Source organism: Pseudomonas sp. CAM1A (assembly GCF_047501685.1).
Taxonomy (GTDB): Bacteria; Pseudomonadota; Gammaproteobacteria; order Pseudomonadales; family Pseudomonadaceae; genus Aquipseudomonas.
This window is the reverse complement of sequence record NZ_JBFNXP010000009.1, coordinates 184636-202362: the sequence shown is the minus strand read 5'-3', so window position 1 is coordinate 202362 and position 17727 is coordinate 184636. Positions and strand designations below refer to the sequence as shown.

Here is a 17727-nt window from a genome sequence, read left to right as displayed (position 1 = left end):
GGCTTGCCCCGCGATAGCGTCACTCACCTCAAATATAGATACGCAATTACAATTTGCATGTTGATTTTACGTATCGCTTTGAACATATACTTGCCTCAGCACCACGAACAACTCCAAGAAAAGCCGGCCCCAGCCGGCGCCGAACGTGCAGCCTGAGGTACCCCATGCCAAGCAACCTCATCGTGCAGGCCCCGGCGGACGGTGTCCGTCTGATCACCCTGCACCGCCCGCAAGCCCTGAACGCCCTGAACACAGCGCTGCTGGCAGAGCTGGCCGCAGAACTGAATGCCGCCGACCAGGATCCGCAGATCCGTGCCGTGGTCATCACCGGCAGCCGCAAGGCCTTCGCCGCCGGCGCCGATATCAACGAAATGGCCCAGCGCGACCTGGTCGGCATCCTCGACGACCCCCGCGTGGCCCACTGGCAGCGCATCGCCGGCTTCGCCAAACCCCTGATCGCCGCCGTCAACGGCTTCGCCCTCGGTGGCGGCTGCGAACTGGTGATGTGCGCCGATATCGTCATCGCCGGCAGCGACGCGCGTTTCGGCCAGCCGGAAATCAACCTCGGCATCCTCCCCGGCGCCGGCGGCACCCAGCGCCTGCTACGCGCCGTGGGCAAGCCGCTGGCCATGCAGATGGTCCTCGGCGGCGAGGCCATCGACGCCCGCCATGCCCTGCAGGCCGGCCTGGTCAGTGAAGTCACAGAGCCCGAACTCACCGTCGAGCGTGCCCTGCAGGTGGCCGTCGCGATCGCCGCCAAGGCGCCGCTGGCGGTGCGCCTGGCCAAGGAGGCGTTGCTCAAGGCCCAGGACATGGACCTGGCGAGCGGCCTGCGCTTCGAGCGCCACGCCTTCACCCTGCTGGCCGGCACCGCCGACCGCAACGAAGGCATCCGCGCCTTCCAGGAAAAACGCCCGGCCCGATTCCAAGGGCTGTAAGCCTTCCACCGACTGACGGAGCGAGCCAGTCATGTCTTTCCAGCACATTCTGTTTTCCATCGGCGACGACGGTGTCGCCCTCCTCTCGCTCAACCGGCCCGAGCAGCTCAACAGCTTCAATACCGCGATGCACCTGGAGGTGCGCGAGGCCTTGAAGCAGGTACGCCACAGCGAACACGCCCGGGTACTGCTGCTGACCGGCGAAGGCCGTGGCTTCTGCGCAGGCCAGGACCTGGCCGACCGCAATGTCGCGCCCGGCGCCGAGCTGCCCGACCTTGGCCAGTCCATCGAGCAGTTCTACAACCCGCTGGTGCGCAGCCTGCGCGACCTGCCGCTGCCGGTGATCTGCGCGGTCAACGGCGTGGCCGCCGGTGCCGGGGCCAATCTGCCACTGGCCTGCGACCTGGTGCTGGCGGCACGCTCGGCGAGCTTTATCCAGGCGTTCTGCAAGATTGGCCTGGTACCGGACTCCGGCGGCACCTGGTTGCTGCCCAGGCTGGTCGGCATGGCCCGGGCCAAGGCGCTGGCCCTGCTGGGCGAGCGTTTGAGCGCCGAGCAGGCCGAGCAATGGGGGTTGATCCATCGGGTGGTGGACGATGCCGCGCTGCGCGACGAAGCACTCGGCCTCGCCCGTCACCTGGCGGCCCAGCCCACCTATGGCCTGTCCTTGATCAAACGTGCCCTCAACCAGAGCTTCGACAACCGCTTCGATGAACAGCTGGAACTGGAGCGCGACCTGCAGCGCCTGGCCGGGCGCAGCGAGGACTACCGCGAGGGCGTCAGCGCCTTCATGAACAAACGCACAGCTGTGTTCAAGGGGCGCTGACCATGGCCGCACTCGACAACCACACCCTGGTGGCAGTAATCGGCGCAGGCGCCATGGGGGCCGGCATCGCTCAGGTGGCGGCCCAGGCCGGCCATCCCGTGCGCCTCTACGACACGCGCCCCGGCGCCGCCGAGCAGGCGATCGAAGGTATCGATCGCCTGCTCGGCCGGCAGGTGGAAAAGGGCAAGCTTGCGCCTGACAGCCGCAGCGCGTTCCGCGGCCGGCTGCAAGCGGTGGACAGCCTCGATGCCCTGGCCGAGGCCCATTTGGTGATCGAAGCCATCGTCGAACAACTGCCCGTCAAACAGGACCTGCTGCGTCGGCTTGAAGCCCTGTGCGCCACGGACTGCATCCTGGCCAGCAACACCTCTTCGCTGTCGATCACCAGCCTCGCCGCCGGGCTCAGGCACCCGGAGCGGGTCATTGGCATGCACTTCTTCAACCCGGCACCCTTGATGGCGCTGGTGGAAGTCGTCTCCGGGCTGGCCACCGCGCCGAACCTGGCGGCCACGCTTTACGACACCGCCCTGGCCTGGGGCAAGCAACCGGTACATGCCCGCTCGACGCCGGGCTTTATCGTCAACCGCGTGGCCCGACCCTTCTATGCCGAGAGCCTGCGCCTGCTGCAGGAAGGCGCCGCCGACTGCGCCACCCTCGATGCCCTGCTGCGCGATGCTGGGGGCTTTCGCATGGGCGCCTTCGAGCTGACCGACCTGATCGGTCACGACGTCAACTACGCGGTAACCTGCTCGGTGTTCGAAGCTTTTTATGGTGATTTCCGCTTCCAGCCATCGTTGGTGCAGAAAGAGCTGGTCGACGCCGGGCGCCTCGGGCGCAAGACCGGCCAAGGCTTCTATAGCTACGCCGAAGGCACCGAGCGACCAGAGCCCGCAGCGCTCACCAGCCAGGCGTCTGTCGAACGCTGCACGGTGGAAGGTGACCTGGGTGCCCTGCTGCCCCTGGTCGAGCGCCTGCGCGCCAACGGTGTCGGCGTCACCGAACGCGCCGGCACCGGCCTGCTTCGTGTGGGAGATGCCACCCTGGCGCTGTCCGATGGCCGCCTGGCCAGCCAACGCGCCCGCGAGGACGGCTTGCGCAACCTGGTGCTGCTGGACCTGGCCCTGGACTACGCCAGCGCCCCGCGCCTGGCCATCAGCCACGGCGCCGAATGCAGCACGGTGGCCCTGGACCAGGCCGTCGCCCTGCTTGCCCGGGGCGGCCTGAGCGCCTGCCCGGTGGCCGACCTGCCCGGCCTGGTGGTGCTGCGCACCGTGGCCATGCTCGCCAACGAAGCCGCCGACGCCGTGCTGCAAGGCGTTGCCACCCCCGGTGACATCGACCTGGCCATGCGCGCCGGGCTCAACTACCCGCGCGGGCCGCTGGCCTGGGCCGACGACCTGGGCATCGGCTACACCCTGAACGTGCTCGACAACCTGCAACGCAGCTATGGCGAGGAACGTTACCGCCCGTCCCTGCTGCTGCGCCGCACCCACGCCGAAGGAGGCCGCCTGCATGGCTGATCAACCCGCACACACCCTGGCCCGCGCCTGCGCCGAGGCCATGTTCGGCCGTGACGCCGCCAGCCAGGGCCTGGGTATCGAACTGCTCGACGCCGGCCCCGGCAGCGCTCGCCTGGGCATGACCGTGCGCGCCGACATGATCCAGGGCCACGGCACCTGCCATGGCGGCTACCTGTTCGCCCTGGCCGATTCGGCCTTCGCCTTCGCCTGCAACAGCTACGATGAAGCGGCCGTGGCCCTGGGTTGCAGCATCGACTATGTCGCCCCGGCGCGGCTCGGCGACCGTCTGCAGGCCAGCGCCAGCGAACAAAGCCGCAAAGGCCGCACCGGCAACTACGACGTGCGCATAGAGAACCAGCAGGGCGAGCTGATCGCCCTGTTCCACGGCAAATCCTACAAAGTGCGCGGCACTGTGCTGTCGCCGGAGACTGCAAATGACTGACGCCAGCCTGCCCCACGCGCTGATCATCGATGCCGTGCGCACCCCCATCGGCCGCTACGGCGGCGCCCTGTCGAGCGTGCGGCCCGACGACCTTGCCGCGGTGCCGATCAAGGCGCTGATGGCGCGCCACCCCGGGCTGGACTGGGCGGCGCTGGACGATGTGATCCTCGGCTGCGCCAACCAGGCCGGCGAAGACAACCGCAACGTCGCACGCATGGCCGGCCTGCTGGCCGGGTTGCCGATCGAGGTGCCCGGCACCACGATCAACCGCCTGTGCGGCTCGGGGCTGGATGCCATCGGCAACGCTGCCCGCGCCCTGCGCTGCGGCGAAGCCGGGCTGATGCTGGCCGGCGGCGTCGAGTCGATGTCGCGTGCGCCGTTCGTCATGGGCAAGTCGGAACAGGCCTTTGGCCGCAGCGCGCAACTGTTCGACACCACCATCGGCTGGCGCTTCGTCAACCCGTCGATGCAGGCGCAATACGGCATCGATTCGATGCCCGAGACCGCCGAGAACGTCGCCGAGCGCTTCGATATCTCCCGCGAAGACCAGGACGCCTTCGCGCTGCGCAGCCAGCTTAAAGCCGCCGCCGCCCAAGCCAATGGCCGTCTGGCCCAGGAGATCGTCGCGGTTGAAATCCCCCAGCGCAAAGGCCCGGCCAAGCGCATCGAGCAGGACGAGCACCCGCGGGGCGACACCACCCTGGAACAACTGGCGCGCCTGGGCACGCCGTTCCGCGAGGGCGGCAGCGTCACCGCCGGTAATGCCTCGGGCGTCAATGACGGCGCCTGCGCCCTGCTGCTGGCCAGCCCACTCGCCGCGCAACGCCACGGCCTCAAGGCCCGTGGCCGGGTGCTCGGCCTGGCGGTGGCGGGCGTCGAACCACGCCTCATGGGCATCGGCCCGGTGCCGGCGACCCACAAGGTGCTGGAGCTGACCGGCCTGGCGCTGGCCGACATGGACGTGATCGAGCTCAACGAAGCCTTCGCCGCCCAGGGCCTGGCCGTGCTGCGCGAGCTGGGCCTGGCCGACGACGATCCGCGGGTCAACCCCAACGGCGGCGCCATAGCCCTGGGCCACCCGCTGGGCATGAGTGGTGCACGCCTGGTCACCACCGCCCTGCACCAGCTGGAGCAGACCGGCGGCCGTTACGCCCTGTGCACCATGTGCATCGGCGTCGGCCAGGGCATCGCCCTGGTGATCGAACGCCTCTGATCAGCCGCCAGAGACGCCACGCGACGCGGGCAGTATGCTGCCTGCCATGACACTCAGGGCCCTGGCCCACGACAAGAACAACTCGAGTGAAACCATGAATCTCTACCACGATGCCGACCGCGCCCTGCTCGACCCGATGGAAACCGCCAGCCTCGACGCGCTGCGCCAGCACCAGCTGGAGCGCCTGCGCTGGAGCCTGAACCACGCCTACGCCAAGGTGCCGCTCTATCGCCAGCGCTTCGACGCCTGCGGCGCCCACCCCGACGACCTGAAGTCGCTGGACGACCTGGCAAAGTTCCCCTTCACCGGCAAGAACGACCTGCGCGACAACTACCCCTACGGCATGTTCGCCGTGCCCCAGGACCAGGTGGTGCGCCTGCACGCCTCCAGCGGCACCACCGGCAAGCCGACGGTGGTCGGCTACACCCAGAACGACATCGACACCTGGGCCAACGTGGTGGCACGCTCGATCCGCGCCGCTGGCGGGCGCCGCGGCGACAAGGTGCATGTGTCCTACGGCTACGGCCTGTTCACCGGCGGCCTGGGCGCGCACTATGGCGCCGAGCGCCTGGGCTGCACGGTGATCCCCATGTCCGGCGGCCAGACCGAGAAGCAGGTGCAGCTGATCCGCGACTTCCAGCCGGACATCATCATGGTCACCCCCTCGTACATGCTCAACCTCGCCGACGAGATCGAGCGCCAGGGCATCGACCCGCACGACCTCAAGCTGCGCCTGGGCATCTTCGGCGCCGAACCCTGGACCGACGAACTGCGCCGCGCCATCGAACAGCGCCTGGGCATCGACGCCCTGGATATCTACGGGCTGTCGGAAATCATGGGCCCGGGCGTGGCCATGGAGTGCATCGAAACCAAGGACGGCCCGACCATCTGGGAAGACCATTTCTACCCCGAGATCATCGACCCGGTCACCGGCCAGGTGCTGCCGGACGGCCAGCTCGGCGAGCTGGTGTTCACCTCGTTGAGCAAGGAGGCATTGCCGATGGTGCGCTACCGTACCCGCGACCTCACCCGCCTGCTGCCGGGCACGGCGCGGCCGATGCGGCGCATCGGCAAGATCACCGGGCGCAGCGACGACATGCTGATCATCCGCGGGGTCAATGTGTTCCCGACGCAGATCGAGGAGCAGGTGCTCAAGATAAAACAGCTTTCCGAGCTGTATGAGATCCATCTGTATCGCAATGGCAACCTCGACAGCGTCGAGGTGCATGTGGAACTGCGTAGCGACAGCCAGTACCTCGACGAGGGCCAGCGCAAGCAGGTGGTGGGTGAGCTGGCGAAGCAGATCAAGACCTATATCGGCATCAGCACGCAGATCCAGCTGCAGCCGTGCGGTACGCTGAAGCGTTCAGAAGGCAAGGCCTGTCACGTGTATGACAAGCGGCTGGCCAGCTGACCGATTGCGCTTCCTGGAAAGCCCCGGCCAAGGTCCGGGGCTTTTTTTCGCCTGGCCGACCGTTATCGCGGGGCAAGCCCGCTCCCACGCCCGGCGAAGTCTTGCGGAAGCGATACATAAATAACATTTGATACATCAAATACTGTTTGATGTTGTGTTTTGTATCGCTTATAAATGACCCACGCCCCAAGCAGCCCATCAGCGGGAGCCCGACCATGTACGCACAGCTCGTAGAAACCGGCGTCAAACGCCTGAAGACCTTGGAAGAGATGTCGCCCGAAGAGCGCGCCTTCCAGGAGAAGATCGACGCCGAGATCAAGATCGAAGCCAAGAACTGGATGCCCGAGGCCTACCGCCAGACGCTCATCCGCCAGATTTCCCAGCATGCCCATTCCGAGATCGTCGGCATGCTCCCGGAAGGCAACTGGGTCACTCGCGCCCCCTCGCTCAAGCGCAAGCTGCAGTTGATGGCCAAGATCCAGGACGAGGCCGGCCACGGCCTGTATCTGTACAGCGCCATGGAAACCCTCGGCGCCGACCGCGACGAAGAGATCGCCAAGCTGCACAGCGGCAAGGCCAAATACTCGAGCATCTTCAACTACCCGACCCTGAGCTGGGCCGACATGGGCGCGGTGGGCTGGCTGGTGGATGGCGCGGCGATCGTCAACCAGGTGGTGCTGCAGCGCACCTCCTACGGCCCCTACTCCCGCGCCATGATCCGCATCTGCAAGGAAGAAAGCTTCCACCAGCGCCAGGGCTACGAGCTGCTGCTGACCATGATGCGCCACGGCACCCAGGCGCAGAAGGACATGGTCCAGGACGCCATCGACCGCCTGTGGTGGCCGGCGCTGATGATGTTCGGCCCCAGCGACGAACACTCGCCCAACAGCGCGCAGTCCATGGCCTGGAAGATCAAGCGCCAGAGCAACGACGAACTGCGCCAACGCTTCATCGACCAGACCGTGCCGCAGCTGGAACTGCTCGGCTGTACAGCTCCTGACCCTGAGCTGAGGTGGAACGCCGAACGTGGCCATTACGACTTCGGCCAGATCCAGTGGGACGAGTTCTACGAGGTGCTCAAGGGCAACGGCCCGTGCAACCAGGAGCGCGTCGCCACCCGCCGCAAGGCCATCGAAGACGGCGCCTGGGTACGCGAGGCCGCCGTGGCCTATGCGCGCAAGCAACAGAACAAGAACGCCGCCTGAAGCGGCCATCGATGCGGAGATCGAGCATGTCTGACTGGACCCTCTACGAAGTATTCGTGCGCAGCAAGCACGGCCTGAACCACAAGCACGTCGGCAGCGTGCACGCCGCCGACGCCGCCATGGCCATCGAGAACGCCCGCGAGCTGTACACCCGCCGCAGCGAGGGCGTGAGCCTATGGGTAGTGCCCTCGGCGCTGATCACCGCCTCTTCGCCCGACGAGAAAGACCCGCTGTTCGCTCCGGCTGATGACAAGGTCTACCGCCATGCCAGCTTCTACGAGCTGCCCGCCGAAGTCGGACACATGTGAGGCCCGCCATGCACAAGCAAGCACTTATCCAATACCTGCTGCTGCTCGGCGACAGCGCCCTGGTCCAGGGCCAGCGCCTGTGCGAGTGGTGCGGCAAGGCGCCGGCGCTGGAAGAGGAACTGGCGCTGATGAATATCGGCCTCGACCTGGTGGGCCAGGCGCGCAACTGGCTGGACTACGCCGCCGAACTGCTGGACGACGGCCGCGACGCCGATGCCCTGGCGTTCCGCCGCGATGAACGCGCCTACCGCAACCTGCTGCTGGTCGAGCAACCCAACGGCGACTATGCCGTGACCCTGCTCAAGCAGTTCCTGTACGACGCCTGGCACCATGCCACGCTTGAAGCGCTCGGCGACTCGCGCGACGAACGCATCGCCGGCATCGCCGCCAAGGCCCTGAAAGAAGTCACCTATCACCTGCGCCGCTCCGGCGAGTGGGTGCAGCGCCTGGGCGGCGGCACTGAAGAGAGCCGGCGGCGCATGCTCGAAGCCATCCCGACGCTGTGGCGCTTCACGGTCGAATTGAGCGTGGCCAACGACGGCGAAGTCCAGCTGGCCAATGCCGGTATCGGCGCCGACCCGGCGCGGATCGCCCAGCACTGGCTGAACACCGTCGCGGCCATCTTCGCCTCGGTCGAGCTGCCCCTGCCGAAGGCCGCCAGCTACTTCTACCTGGACGGGCGCAAGGGCCTGCACACCGAACACCTCGGCCTGCTGCTGGCCGAGATGCAGTTCCTGCCGCGAGCCTACCCCGATGCGACCTGGTGAGCTGATCGCCGGCGACCGTGGTGCCAGACCCTTGCGCGATGGCGACCTGAGCCGGGCCTGGGCGGTGCTGGCCGAGGTGATGGACCCGGAAGTGCCGGTGGTCAGCGTGGTCGACTTAGGTGTCGTCCGCGACCTCGACTGGCGCGCCGGCCACCTGCACCTGGTGGTCACCCCGACCTACTCCGGTTGCCCGGCCACAGAAGTGATCGAGGACGATATTCGCCAGGCCCTGGAACAGGCCGGCTTCGCCGAGCCTGCGCTGGAGCGTCGTCTCACCCCGGCGTGGAGCACCGACTGGATCACCGTGCAAGGACGCGCGCGCCTGCTGGCCTATGGCATCGCCCCACCTGCGGGCGGCGTCAGCCTGCACGACGCCAAGGTGTGCTGCCCGCAATGCGGCAGCACCCACACCGAGCTGCTCAGCCAGTTCGGCTCCACCGCCTGCAAGGCTCTGTACCGCTGCCGCGCCTGTCTGGAACCGTTCGACTATTTCAAATGCCTTTGAGCCGTGGAGATCGCCATGAGCCAGTTTCACAGCCTGACCATCAAGCAAGTGCGCCAGGAGACCCGTGACGCGGTGTCCATCGCCTTCGACGTGCCCGCGCACCTGCGCGATGAGTTCCGTTTCACCCAGGGCCAGTACCTGGTCATGCGCACCCGCCTGGATGACGAAGAGGTGCGCCGCTCCTACTCGATCTGCAGCGCGGTGCAGGACGACGAGCTGCGGGTCGCTGTCAAGCGCGTGCCGGGTGGTCGTTTCTCGGCGTTTGCCAACGAACTGCTCAAGGCTGGCCAGCAGCTCGAAGTGATGCCGCCCTCGGGCAGCTTCTTCGTGCCGCTGGAACCGACGCGCCGGGGCCACTACCTGGGCGTGGCCGCTGGCAGCGGCATCACTCCGATCCTATCGCTGGTCGCCACCACGCTGGCCACCGAACCAGACAGCCGCTTCACCTTGCTGTACGGCAACCGCGCCAGCAACAGCGCGCTGTTCCGCGACCGCCTGGAGGACCTGAAGAACCGGTACCTCGACCGCCTCAACCTGATCTTCGTGTTCAGCCGCGAGCAGCAGGACGTCGACCTGTACAACGGCCGCATCGACGCCGACAAGTGCGGCCAGCTGTTCTCCCGCTGGCTCGACGTGACCTCACTCGATGCTGCCTTCATCTGCGGCCCCCAGGCCATGACCGAAACCGTGCGCGACAGCCTGCAGGCCAACGGCATGGACAAGGCGCGCATCCACTATGAACTGTTCGCCGCCGCCGGCAGCGAAGCCCGCCGCGAGGCCCGTGAAGCGGCCCACGAGCTGGATTCGGCGGTCAGCCATGTGACCGTGATCAGCGATGGCCGCGCCCTGGCCTTCGACCTGCCGCGCAACACCCGCAGCGTGCTCGAGGCCGGCAACGCCATCGGCGCCGAACTGCCGTACTCGTGCAAGGCCGGGGTGTGCTCGACCTGCAAGTGCAAGGTGATCGAGGGCGAGGTGGAGATGGATAGCAACCATGCCCTGGAAGACTACGAAGTGGCCGCCGGCTATGTGCTGTCGTGCCAGACCTACCCGCTGAGCGACAAGGTGGTGCTCGATTTCGACCAGCTTTGAGACCGCGTTGCCCTCATCGCTGGCAAGCCAGCTCCCACAAGCGCTGGCTTGCCAGCGATGAGGCCCTCGGCAACACCGCAACACCCGCGTGACCTGAAAAAACAATTACAACAGCCAGAGAGAACGCTCCCATGACACCCGAACACATCGAAACCATCAGCAACCACCCCGCCTTCGTGCAACTGATCAAGCGCAAACGCCGCCTCAATGGCAGCCTGACCCTGACCATGTTTGTCGCCTACTACGGCTTCGTCCTGCTGGTGGCCTTCGCCCCCGGCGTGCTCGGCCAGTCCCTCAGCGGCGGCGTGACCAGCGTCGGCATGCTGGTGGGCGTGCTGATGGTGCTGCTGTCCTTCGCGCTCACCGGCGTCTACATGCACCGCGCCAACCGCGTCATCGACCCGCTCAACGAGGTGGTCAAGCAGGAGTGCGCGCGATGAACTGGACCGCCATCTCGATGTTCCTGGTGTTCGTCTGCTTCACCTTGCTGGTGACCCGCTGGGCCGCCCTGCGCACCCGCTCGGCCAGTGACTTCTACACCGCCGGCGGCGGCCTGACCGGCATGCAGAACGGCCTGGCGATCGCCGGCGACATGATCAGCGCGGCGTCTTTCCTGGGCATCTCGGCAATGATGTTCATGAATGGCTACGACGGCCTGCTGTATGCCCTGGGCGTGCTGGCCGGCTGGCCGATCATCCTGTTCCTGATCGCCGAGCGCCTGCGCAACCTGGGCAAGTACACCTTCGCCGACGTGGTTTCCTACCGCCTGGCCCAGGCTCCGGTGCGCCTGACCTCAGCCTTCGGTACCCTGGCCGTGGCGCTGATGTACCTGGTGGCGCAGATGGTCGGCGCCGGCAAGCTGATCGAGCTGCTGTTCGGCATCAACTACCTGTACGCGGTGATGCTGGTGGGCGTGCTGATGGTGCTGTACGTCACCTTTGGCGGCATGCTTGCCACCACCTGGGTGCAGATCATCAAGGCGGTGATGCTGCTGTCGGGCACCACCTTCATGGCCTTCATGGTGCTCAGGCACTTCGGCTTCAGCACCGAGGCGATGTTCGCCAGCGCCGTGGCCGTGCACGCCAAGGGCCAGGCGATCATGGCGCCGGGGGCGCTGCTGTCCAACCCGGTGGACGCCATCTCCCTGGGCCTGGGCATGATGTTCGGCACGGCCGGCCTGCCGCATATCCTCATGCGCTTCTTCACCGTCAGCGACGCCAAGGAAGCGCGCAAGAGCGTGTTCTACGCCACCGGTTTCATCGGCTACTTCTATCTGCTGCTGATCGTCATCGGCTTCGGCGCCATCGTCATGGTCGGCACCGAACCGTCCTATCGCGACGCTACGGGGGCGATCATCGGCGGCGGCAACATGGTCGCGGTGCACCTGGCCCAGGCGGTGGGCGGCAACCTGTTCCTCGGCTTCATCTCGGCGGTGGCCTTCGCCACCATCCTCGCCGTGGTCGCGGGCCTGGCGCTGTCCGGCGCCTCGGCGGTATCCCACGACCTGTACGCCTGCGTGGTGCGCAAGGGCCAGGCCAGCGAGCAGGAAGAAATGCGCGTATCGCGCCTGGCCACCCTGGGGATCGGCCTGTTCGCGGTGCTGCTGGGGCTGCTGTTCGAGTCGCAGAACATTGCCTTCCTCTCCGGCCTGGTGCTGGCGGTGGCCGCCTCGGTCAACTTCCCGGTGCTGCTGCTCTCGATGTTCTGGAAGGGCCTGACCACCCGTGGCGCGGTGGGCGGCAGCCTGGCCGGGCTGGTCTCGGCGATCGTCCTGGTGGTGCTGGGACCGGCGGTGTGGGTCAACGTGCTGCACAACGAACGGGCGCTGTTCCCCTACAGCAACCCGGCGCTGTTCTCCATGTCGCTGGCCTTCCTCGCGGCCTGGGCCTTCTCGGTCACCGACGGCACGGAACGGGCGCGTGAAGAGCGTGGGCGCTACCTGGCCCAGTTCATCCGCTCCATGACCGGTATCGGCGCCGCCGGTGCCAGCAAGCACTGACCTCAAGAACAATAACAATGTCGGGTACAACAACAATGAACCGCACGCACCTCAAGTCAGCCGCCTGGCTGGCCACCCTCGCCCTGCCCGTGCCGGCCATGGCGGACTTTATCGCTGACAGCCACGCCCGCCTCGAACTGCGCAACCACTACATCAACCGCGACTTCCGCCAGGCCAACGCCCCGCAGAGCAAGGCCGAGGAATGGGGCCAGGGCTTCACCGCCCGCTTCGAATCGGGTTTCACCGAGGGGCCGCTTGGTGTCGGGGTGGACGCCATGGGCCAATTGGGCATCAAGCTCGACTCCAGCCGCGACCGACGCAACACCGGCCTGCTACCCTACGGGCCGAACAGCCTGGAGCCGGTGGACGACTACAGCGAGCTGGGCCTGACCGCCAAGCTGCGGGTCTCCAAGAGCACCCTGCGCCTGGGCACCCTGCAGCCGATCCTGCCGGTGGTGGTGTACAACGACACCCGCCTGCTGGCGTCGACCTTCCAGGGCGGCCTGCTGACCAGCCAGGAGCTGGACGGCCTGACCTTCAATGGCGGCCGCCTGACCAAGGCCAACCTGCGCGACTCGTCCGGGCGCGACGATATCGGCTACGGCGCCGCCAGCAGCGACCACTTCGACTTCGGCGGCGGCAGCTACGCCATCACCCCGCAGGCCAGCGTCAGCTACTACTACGCCAAGCTTGAGGACATCTACCGCCAGCAGTATGTGGGCTTGCTGCACACCCAGCCCCTGGCCGAAGGCGTCAGCCTGCGCAGCGACCTGCGCTACTTCGACAGCCGCGGCGACGGCGCCGAGCGCGCGGGCAACATCGACAACCGCAACTTCAACGCCATGTTCACCCTGGGGGTGAAGGCCCACAAGTTCACCGCCACCTGGCAGCAGATGTCCGGCGACAGCGCCTTCCCGTTCCTCAACGGCGGCGATCCATACACCGTCAACCTGGTCACCTACAACACCTTCACTCGCGCCGGGCTCGACTCCTGGCAGCTGCGCTACGACTACGACTTCGTGGCCATGGGCATCCCCGGGCTGAGCTTCATGACCCGCTACACCGACGGCCGCCACGCCGAAACCGCCACGCTCAGCAATGGCCGCGAGCGCGAACGCGACACCGACATCACCTATGTGATCCAGAGCGGCCCGTTCAAGGACGTCAGCCTGCGCTGGCGCAACGTCACCTTCCGTTCCGGCAATGGCCTGACCAACGCCGTGGACGAAAACCGCCTGATCATCGGCTACACCCTGGCGCTCTGGTAAGCGCGCCCCCCTGTCTATCAGAACAGCATGGAGAACAGCATGTCCGCCGCCCCTACCCTGCAAAGCTTCATCGCCGGCCGCTGGATCGGCCAGCACGGCGCCCAGGCCCTGCGCAGCGCCCTCGATGGCCACGTCCTGGCCTACAGCCACGAAGAGCGCTCGGATTTCGCCGAGGCCGTGGACTTCGCCCGCGCCCAGGGCCTGAAGCAGCTAATGGCCATGGATTTCCAGCAGCGCGCCGCCCGGCTCAAGGCCCTGGCGCTGTACCTGGCCGAGCGCAAGGAGCAGCTCTACGCCCTGTCCCATCACAGCGGCGCCACCCGCGCCGACAGCTGGATCGATATCGAAGGCGGCAACGCCACGCTGTTCGCCTATTCGAGCATGGGCCGCCGCGAGCTGCCCTCGGGCAACCTGGTGCATGAAGGCCCGGCGATCCCCCTGGGCAAGCAAGGCCATTTCGCCGGCAGCCATATCCTGGTGCCGCGTGCGGGCGTGGCCGTGCATATCAACGCCTTCAACTTCCCGATCTGGGGGATGCTGGAGAAATTCGCCCCGACCTTCCTCGCCGGCATGCCGTGCATCGTCAAGCCTGCCACGTCCACCAGCTACCTGACCGAGGCCGTGGTACGCCTGATGAACGAATCGGGCTTGTTGCCGGCCGGTAGCCTGCAACTGGTGATCGGCAGTACCGGTGACCTGCTCGAACGCCTGCAGGGGCAGGACGTGGTGACCTTCACCGGCTCCGCCGACACCGCAGCCAAGCTGCGCGTCACGCCGAACCTGATCCGCAACTCGGTGCCCTTCACCGCCGAGGCCGACTCGCTGAACTGCGCCATTCTTGGCCCGGACGTCAGTCCCGACAGCGAGGAATTCGAGCTGTACATCAAGGAAGTGGCGCGAGAAATGACCACCAAGGCCGGACAGAAATGCACGGCGATCCGCCGCGCCATCGTCCCGGCCAGGCACATCGACGCGGTGGCCACTCGTCTGCGCGAACGCCTGCGCAAGGTGGTGGTGGGCGATCCTTCGGTGGAAGGCGTGCGCATGGGGGCGCTGGCCTCCCATGACCAGCAGCGTGATGTCGCCGAGCGCGTGCGCCAGTTGCTGGACAGCTGCGACCAACTGCTGGGCGCCAGTGACGGTTTCACCCCGGTCGGCGATGACGTGGCCGAGGGCGCGTTCTTCGCCCCGACCCTGCTGCTGGCCCGTGACCCGCATGCCGAGGGCGGTGCCCATGATATCGAAGCGTTCGGCCCGGTCAGCACGCTGATGGCCTACGACGACCTCGACGAGGCCCTGGCCTTGGCTGCCCGCGGCAAGGGCAGCCTGGTGGCGAGCCTGGTCACCGCCGACCGCGCCGTGGCGGCCAAGGCCATCCCCGTGGCGGCGGCCTGGCACGGGCGGCTGCTGGTGCTCGACAGCGAGGCGGCCAAGGAATCCACCGGGCATGGCTCGCCCCTGCCACAGCTCAAGCACGGCGGCCCCGGCCGTGCCGGCGGCGGCGAGGAGCTGGGCGGCTTGCGCGCGGTCAGGCACTACCTGCAGCGGGCCGCCGTGCAGGGCTCGCCGAGCATGCTCATGGCCGTAACCGGCGAGTATGTGCGTGGTGCCGAGGTGATCGAAACCGAGGTACACCCGTTCCGTCGCCATTTCGACGACCTGCGTATCGGCGAGTCGCTGCTGACCCACCGCCGCACGGTGACCGAGACCGACCTGGTCAACTTCGGCTGCCTGTCGGGCGATCACTTCTACATGCACTTCGACGAGATCGCCGCCAAACAGTCGCAGTTCGGCAAGCGCATCGCCCACGGCTACTTCGTGCTATCGGCGGCGGCCGGGTTGTTCGTCAGCCCCGGCGAAGGGCCGGTGCTGGCCAACTACGGGCTGGATACCCTGCGCTTCATCACTCCGGTAGGGATCGGCGACACCATCCAGGCGCGCCTGACCTGCAAGCGCAAGATCGACCAGGGCAAGACCAGCCCGCTGGGGCAGGCGCAAGGGGTGGTGGCTTGGGATGTGGAGGTGACCAACCAGCTGGGTGAGCTGGTGGCCAGTTATGACATCTTGACGTTGGTAGTGAAGCGCTGAGCGCGGTTGGGGTGCGAGGGGCCTGGCGATAGCCTTGCCGCACACTAAAGGCAATATGCCACCTCGCACATCCGCCCTACATCGCGCAACGTTCCGCTGGCGCTATAGTCGGTCCAGCGTCCCACCGCCAGCCCCCTTCCTGGCGGCGCGGGCGCCGTACCGAGAACAATGCCAAGGAAGCAACGCGATGATCCTCAAGTCCTTCCCCTTCAAGTCCCTCGTCCTGCTCGCCGGCCTTGCCGCCGTGGCCGGCTGCCAGACCGCCAGCCCCAGCGCCGACACCCTCAAGCAACGCACCGAGGTGACCCTGGGCGTGCCCGTGAGCAAGGTCAGCAACCTGCGCAGCGACTCCAACACCACCTACTTCACCGCCAGCACCAGCAAGGGCCAGTACGACTGCCAGGTGCCCAGCGGCGGCCTGGTGGCCGTGGCCGGCATGGGTATCTACACGCCATCCCCCACCTGCTGGAAAGAAGGCCAGGCGCCGGTATTCCAGTGATGGTCGAGGGCGCCGCGCTAGATCACCGGCGCCGCCACGGTCTCACGCAAACCCCGCAGCGCCGCCCGCAGCTCCGCCGGTCGCACGGGCTTGGCCAGTACCGCGATACCCCGTGCCTGCAGGGCACCCTGCAGCCTGTCGATATCATGGCCCGTCATGATCAGCGCCGGCACTTCGGCACCGCGCTGCGCGCGCAATTGGTCGATGCAGTCGATGCCGGTGGCCTGCGGACCCAGGTCGTAGTCGGCGACGATCACATCGCAGTCGCTGACCAGGCCATGGGGCGAACTCTCGGCCTGGACCTCGCATCCCCAGCGTTGCAGCAGAGCGCTGGTGGCCTGCAGCACGTTGTGATCGTCCTCCACCAGGCACACCCGCAAACCGGTGAGCATGCCTGCCTGCAAGGCCTGGTCGGCAACGGCCCGTGGCACTTGTGCCGGCACCTTGGGCAACCCTTGCAAGGTCAGCGTGGTGCCATGCCCCTGGCGCGAACGCAGGCTGACCGCCAAACCCATCAGTTGCCCGAGGCGCTTGACGATGGCCAGCCCCAGGCCAACCCCCTCGACATCCTTGTCACGTGCCTCGCGCACCCGGTAGAACTCCTCGAACACGCGGCCCTGGTGCTCCTCGGCAATGCCCCGGCCCTGGTCGCAGACGACGATGGCCAGGCCCTCGCCGCGTGGCCGCACGCCGATCAGCAATGGCCGCCCGGCGGCGTACTTGAAGCTGTTGGACAGCACGTTCTGCACCATGGTCGCGAGCATCCCCGGGTCGGCGCGTGTCCAGTGGCGGCTGGGCACCAGGCGCATCTCGACCCCGGCCCAGCGCGCCGCCTCGCTGTTCTGGCGCAACAGTTCGCGCAGGAAGCCGTCCACGGCGAAGGTTTCCCACTTTGGCTGCACCCGGCCGTTGTCCAGGGTGTACAGGTCGAGGATCGAGCGGAACAACTGCGAGACGTTGAGCAGCGAGCGGTCGATGCTGTCCACCAGGCGCCGCTCCTCCTCGCCCAGCCGCGCTTCACGCAGACAGGCGGTGAACAGGCCGATGGAGTGGATCGGCTGGCGCAGGTCGTGGCTGGCCTGGGCCAGGAAGCGCGACTTCTCGCGGGTCGCCGCCTCGGCCAGGGCCGTGGCCTTGCGCGTGCGCTCCAGCAGCAGGTGGGCATAAAACGGAATCAAAGTGCTAGTGGTCAGCAGCATCGGCAGCAGAAACGGCTGTTCCTGCCAATAGGGGGTCAATCGCCACACGGCAACCAGCGCGGCCAGGGCCAGTACCGTGGCGATGGCCAGGTAGCGCGAGCCGAAGCGCATGCCGTTGCCCAGGTTGATCCAGACCATCACCGCATACAGCGGCAGCGCGGTTTCACCGCCCACCACCAGGCCGAAACTGGTGCCGGTGTAATCGCCCAGCATGCCGAAGATGCGCCGCGCCGGGTAGTGCCCGGGCCAACGCTTGATCGCCTGGCGCATGCCGATCGATACCACAACGAACCCCGCGTAGTAGAGCAGCACCGGCAGGTAGGTGGCGGGCGAGCGGCCCGGCAGGAAACCCAGCAACGCCACGTAGGTAATCGCACAGGAGGCGACGATGATGCGCAGGTTGGCCTGGTCCAGCTCGTTGTTCTTCTCGAACTTCATGGGTAA

The 17727-nt window shown here is 67.0% G+C and carries 16 protein-coding genes and 1 pseudogene; 16 read left to right on the top strand and 1 reads right to left on the bottom strand.

Features of this window, described 5'->3' with window-relative positions; all coding sequences use genetic code 11:
• The first annotated feature begins 164 nt into the window (after positions 1-164).
• From paaF to ABZO33_RS20580, 16 genes and pseudogenes are all read left to right on the top strand, one after another.
• Complete coding sequence (paaF, locus tag ABZO33_RS20655; protein ID WP_414537523.1) at positions 165-938, top strand: 2,3-dehydroadipyl-CoA hydratase PaaF; 774 nt, start codon at positions 165-167, stop codon at positions 936-938.
• A gap of 31 nt (positions 939-969) precedes the next feature.
• The gene (gene paaG, locus ABZO33_RS20650) at positions 970-1764 is read left to right on the top strand and encodes a 2-(1,2-epoxy-1,2-dihydrophenyl)acetyl-CoA isomerase PaaG (RefSeq protein ID WP_414537522.1); all 795 of its coding nucleotides are present in this window, start codon (positions 970-972) and stop codon (positions 1762-1764) included.
• A gap of 2 nt (positions 1765-1766) precedes the next feature.
• Positions 1767-3284, top strand: a complete 1518-nt coding sequence (paaH, locus tag ABZO33_RS20645) for a 3-hydroxyacyl-CoA dehydrogenase PaaH (RefSeq protein WP_414537521.1) — start codon at positions 1767-1769, stop codon at positions 3282-3284.
• A complete protein-coding gene (gene paaI / locus ABZO33_RS20640) occupies positions 3277-3726 on the top strand; it encodes a hydroxyphenylacetyl-CoA thioesterase PaaI (RefSeq protein ID WP_414537520.1) in 450 nt (149 codons plus the stop codon). The genes paaH and paaI overlap by 8 nt, the downstream gene beginning before the upstream one ends.
• The gene (gene pcaF, locus ABZO33_RS20635; protein WP_414537519.1) at positions 3719-4939 is read left to right on the top strand and encodes a 3-oxoadipyl-CoA thiolase; all 1221 of its coding nucleotides are present in this window, start codon (positions 3719-3721) and stop codon (positions 4937-4939) included. Before paaI ends, pcaF begins: the two co-directional genes overlap by 8 nt.
• Positions 4940-5033: 94 nt before the next feature.
• On the top strand, positions 5034-6353 hold the full coding sequence (gene paaK, locus ABZO33_RS20630; RefSeq protein ID WP_414537606.1) for a phenylacetate--CoA ligase PaaK: 1320 nt from the start codon (positions 5034-5036) through the stop codon (positions 6351-6353).
• A 215-nt stretch (positions 6354-6568) separates the two neighbouring features.
• The gene (gene paaA, locus ABZO33_RS20625) at positions 6569-7558 is read left to right on the top strand and encodes a 1,2-phenylacetyl-CoA epoxidase subunit PaaA (protein ID WP_414537518.1); all 990 of its coding nucleotides are present in this window, start codon (positions 6569-6571) and stop codon (positions 7556-7558) included.
• A gap of 26 nt (positions 7559-7584) precedes the next feature.
• Entirely contained in the window at positions 7585-7866 is a 282-nt protein-coding gene (gene paaB / locus ABZO33_RS20620) for a 1,2-phenylacetyl-CoA epoxidase subunit PaaB (RefSeq protein WP_023631078.1), read from the top strand.
• 8 nt (positions 7867-7874) lie between these two features.
• Positions 7875-8633 carry a 1,2-phenylacetyl-CoA epoxidase subunit PaaC gene (paaC, locus tag ABZO33_RS20615; RefSeq protein WP_414537517.1) on the top strand — a complete coding sequence of 253 codons (759 nt, stop codon included), beginning with the start codon at positions 7875-7877 and terminating at the stop codon, positions 8631-8633.
• Positions 8620-9138, top strand: coding sequence for a 1,2-phenylacetyl-CoA epoxidase subunit PaaD (gene paaD, locus ABZO33_RS20610; protein ID WP_414537516.1), 519 nt, complete (start codon positions 8620-8622; stop codon positions 9136-9138). Before paaC ends, paaD begins: the two co-directional genes overlap by 14 nt.
• Positions 9139-9153: 15 nt before the next feature.
• Positions 9154-10230: a 1,2-phenylacetyl-CoA epoxidase subunit PaaE gene (gene paaE, locus ABZO33_RS20605; RefSeq protein ID WP_414537515.1), complete on the top strand. Its 1077-nt coding sequence runs from the start codon at positions 9154-9156 to the stop codon at positions 10228-10230.
• A 131-nt stretch (positions 10231-10361) separates the two neighbouring features.
• On the top strand, positions 10362-10670 hold the full coding sequence (locus tag ABZO33_RS20600; protein WP_414537514.1) for a DUF485 domain-containing protein: 309 nt from the start codon (positions 10362-10364) through the stop codon (positions 10668-10670).
• Positions 10661-12229 (top strand): annotated as a pseudogene (locus ABZO33_RS20595) (cation acetate symporter); the annotation flags it as partial. The gene ABZO33_RS20600 and the pseudogene ABZO33_RS20595, both read left to right, overlap by 10 nt.
• A 35-nt stretch (positions 12230-12264) precedes the next feature.
• Complete coding sequence (locus ABZO33_RS20590) at positions 12265-13497, top strand: OprD family porin (RefSeq protein WP_414537513.1); 1233 nt, start codon at positions 12265-12267, stop codon at positions 13495-13497.
• A gap of 39 nt (positions 13498-13536) precedes the next feature.
• Positions 13537-15585: a phenylacetic acid degradation bifunctional protein PaaZ gene (gene paaZ, locus ABZO33_RS20585; protein ID WP_414537512.1), complete on the top strand. Its 2049-nt coding sequence runs from the start codon at positions 13537-13539 to the stop codon at positions 15583-15585.
• A gap of 187 nt (positions 15586-15772) precedes the next feature.
• Entirely contained in the window at positions 15773-16084 is a 312-nt protein-coding gene (locus ABZO33_RS20580) for a hypothetical protein (protein ID WP_046855646.1), read from the top strand.
• A gap of 17 nt (positions 16085-16101) precedes the next feature.
• Here the strand turns inward: ABZO33_RS20580 and ABZO33_RS20575 are convergent, their stop codons facing one another.
• Positions 16102-17721, bottom strand: coding sequence for a hybrid sensor histidine kinase/response regulator (locus ABZO33_RS20575; protein ID WP_414537511.1), 1620 nt, complete (start codon positions 17719-17721; stop codon positions 16102-16104).
• Positions 17722-17727 lie beyond the last annotated feature (6 nt).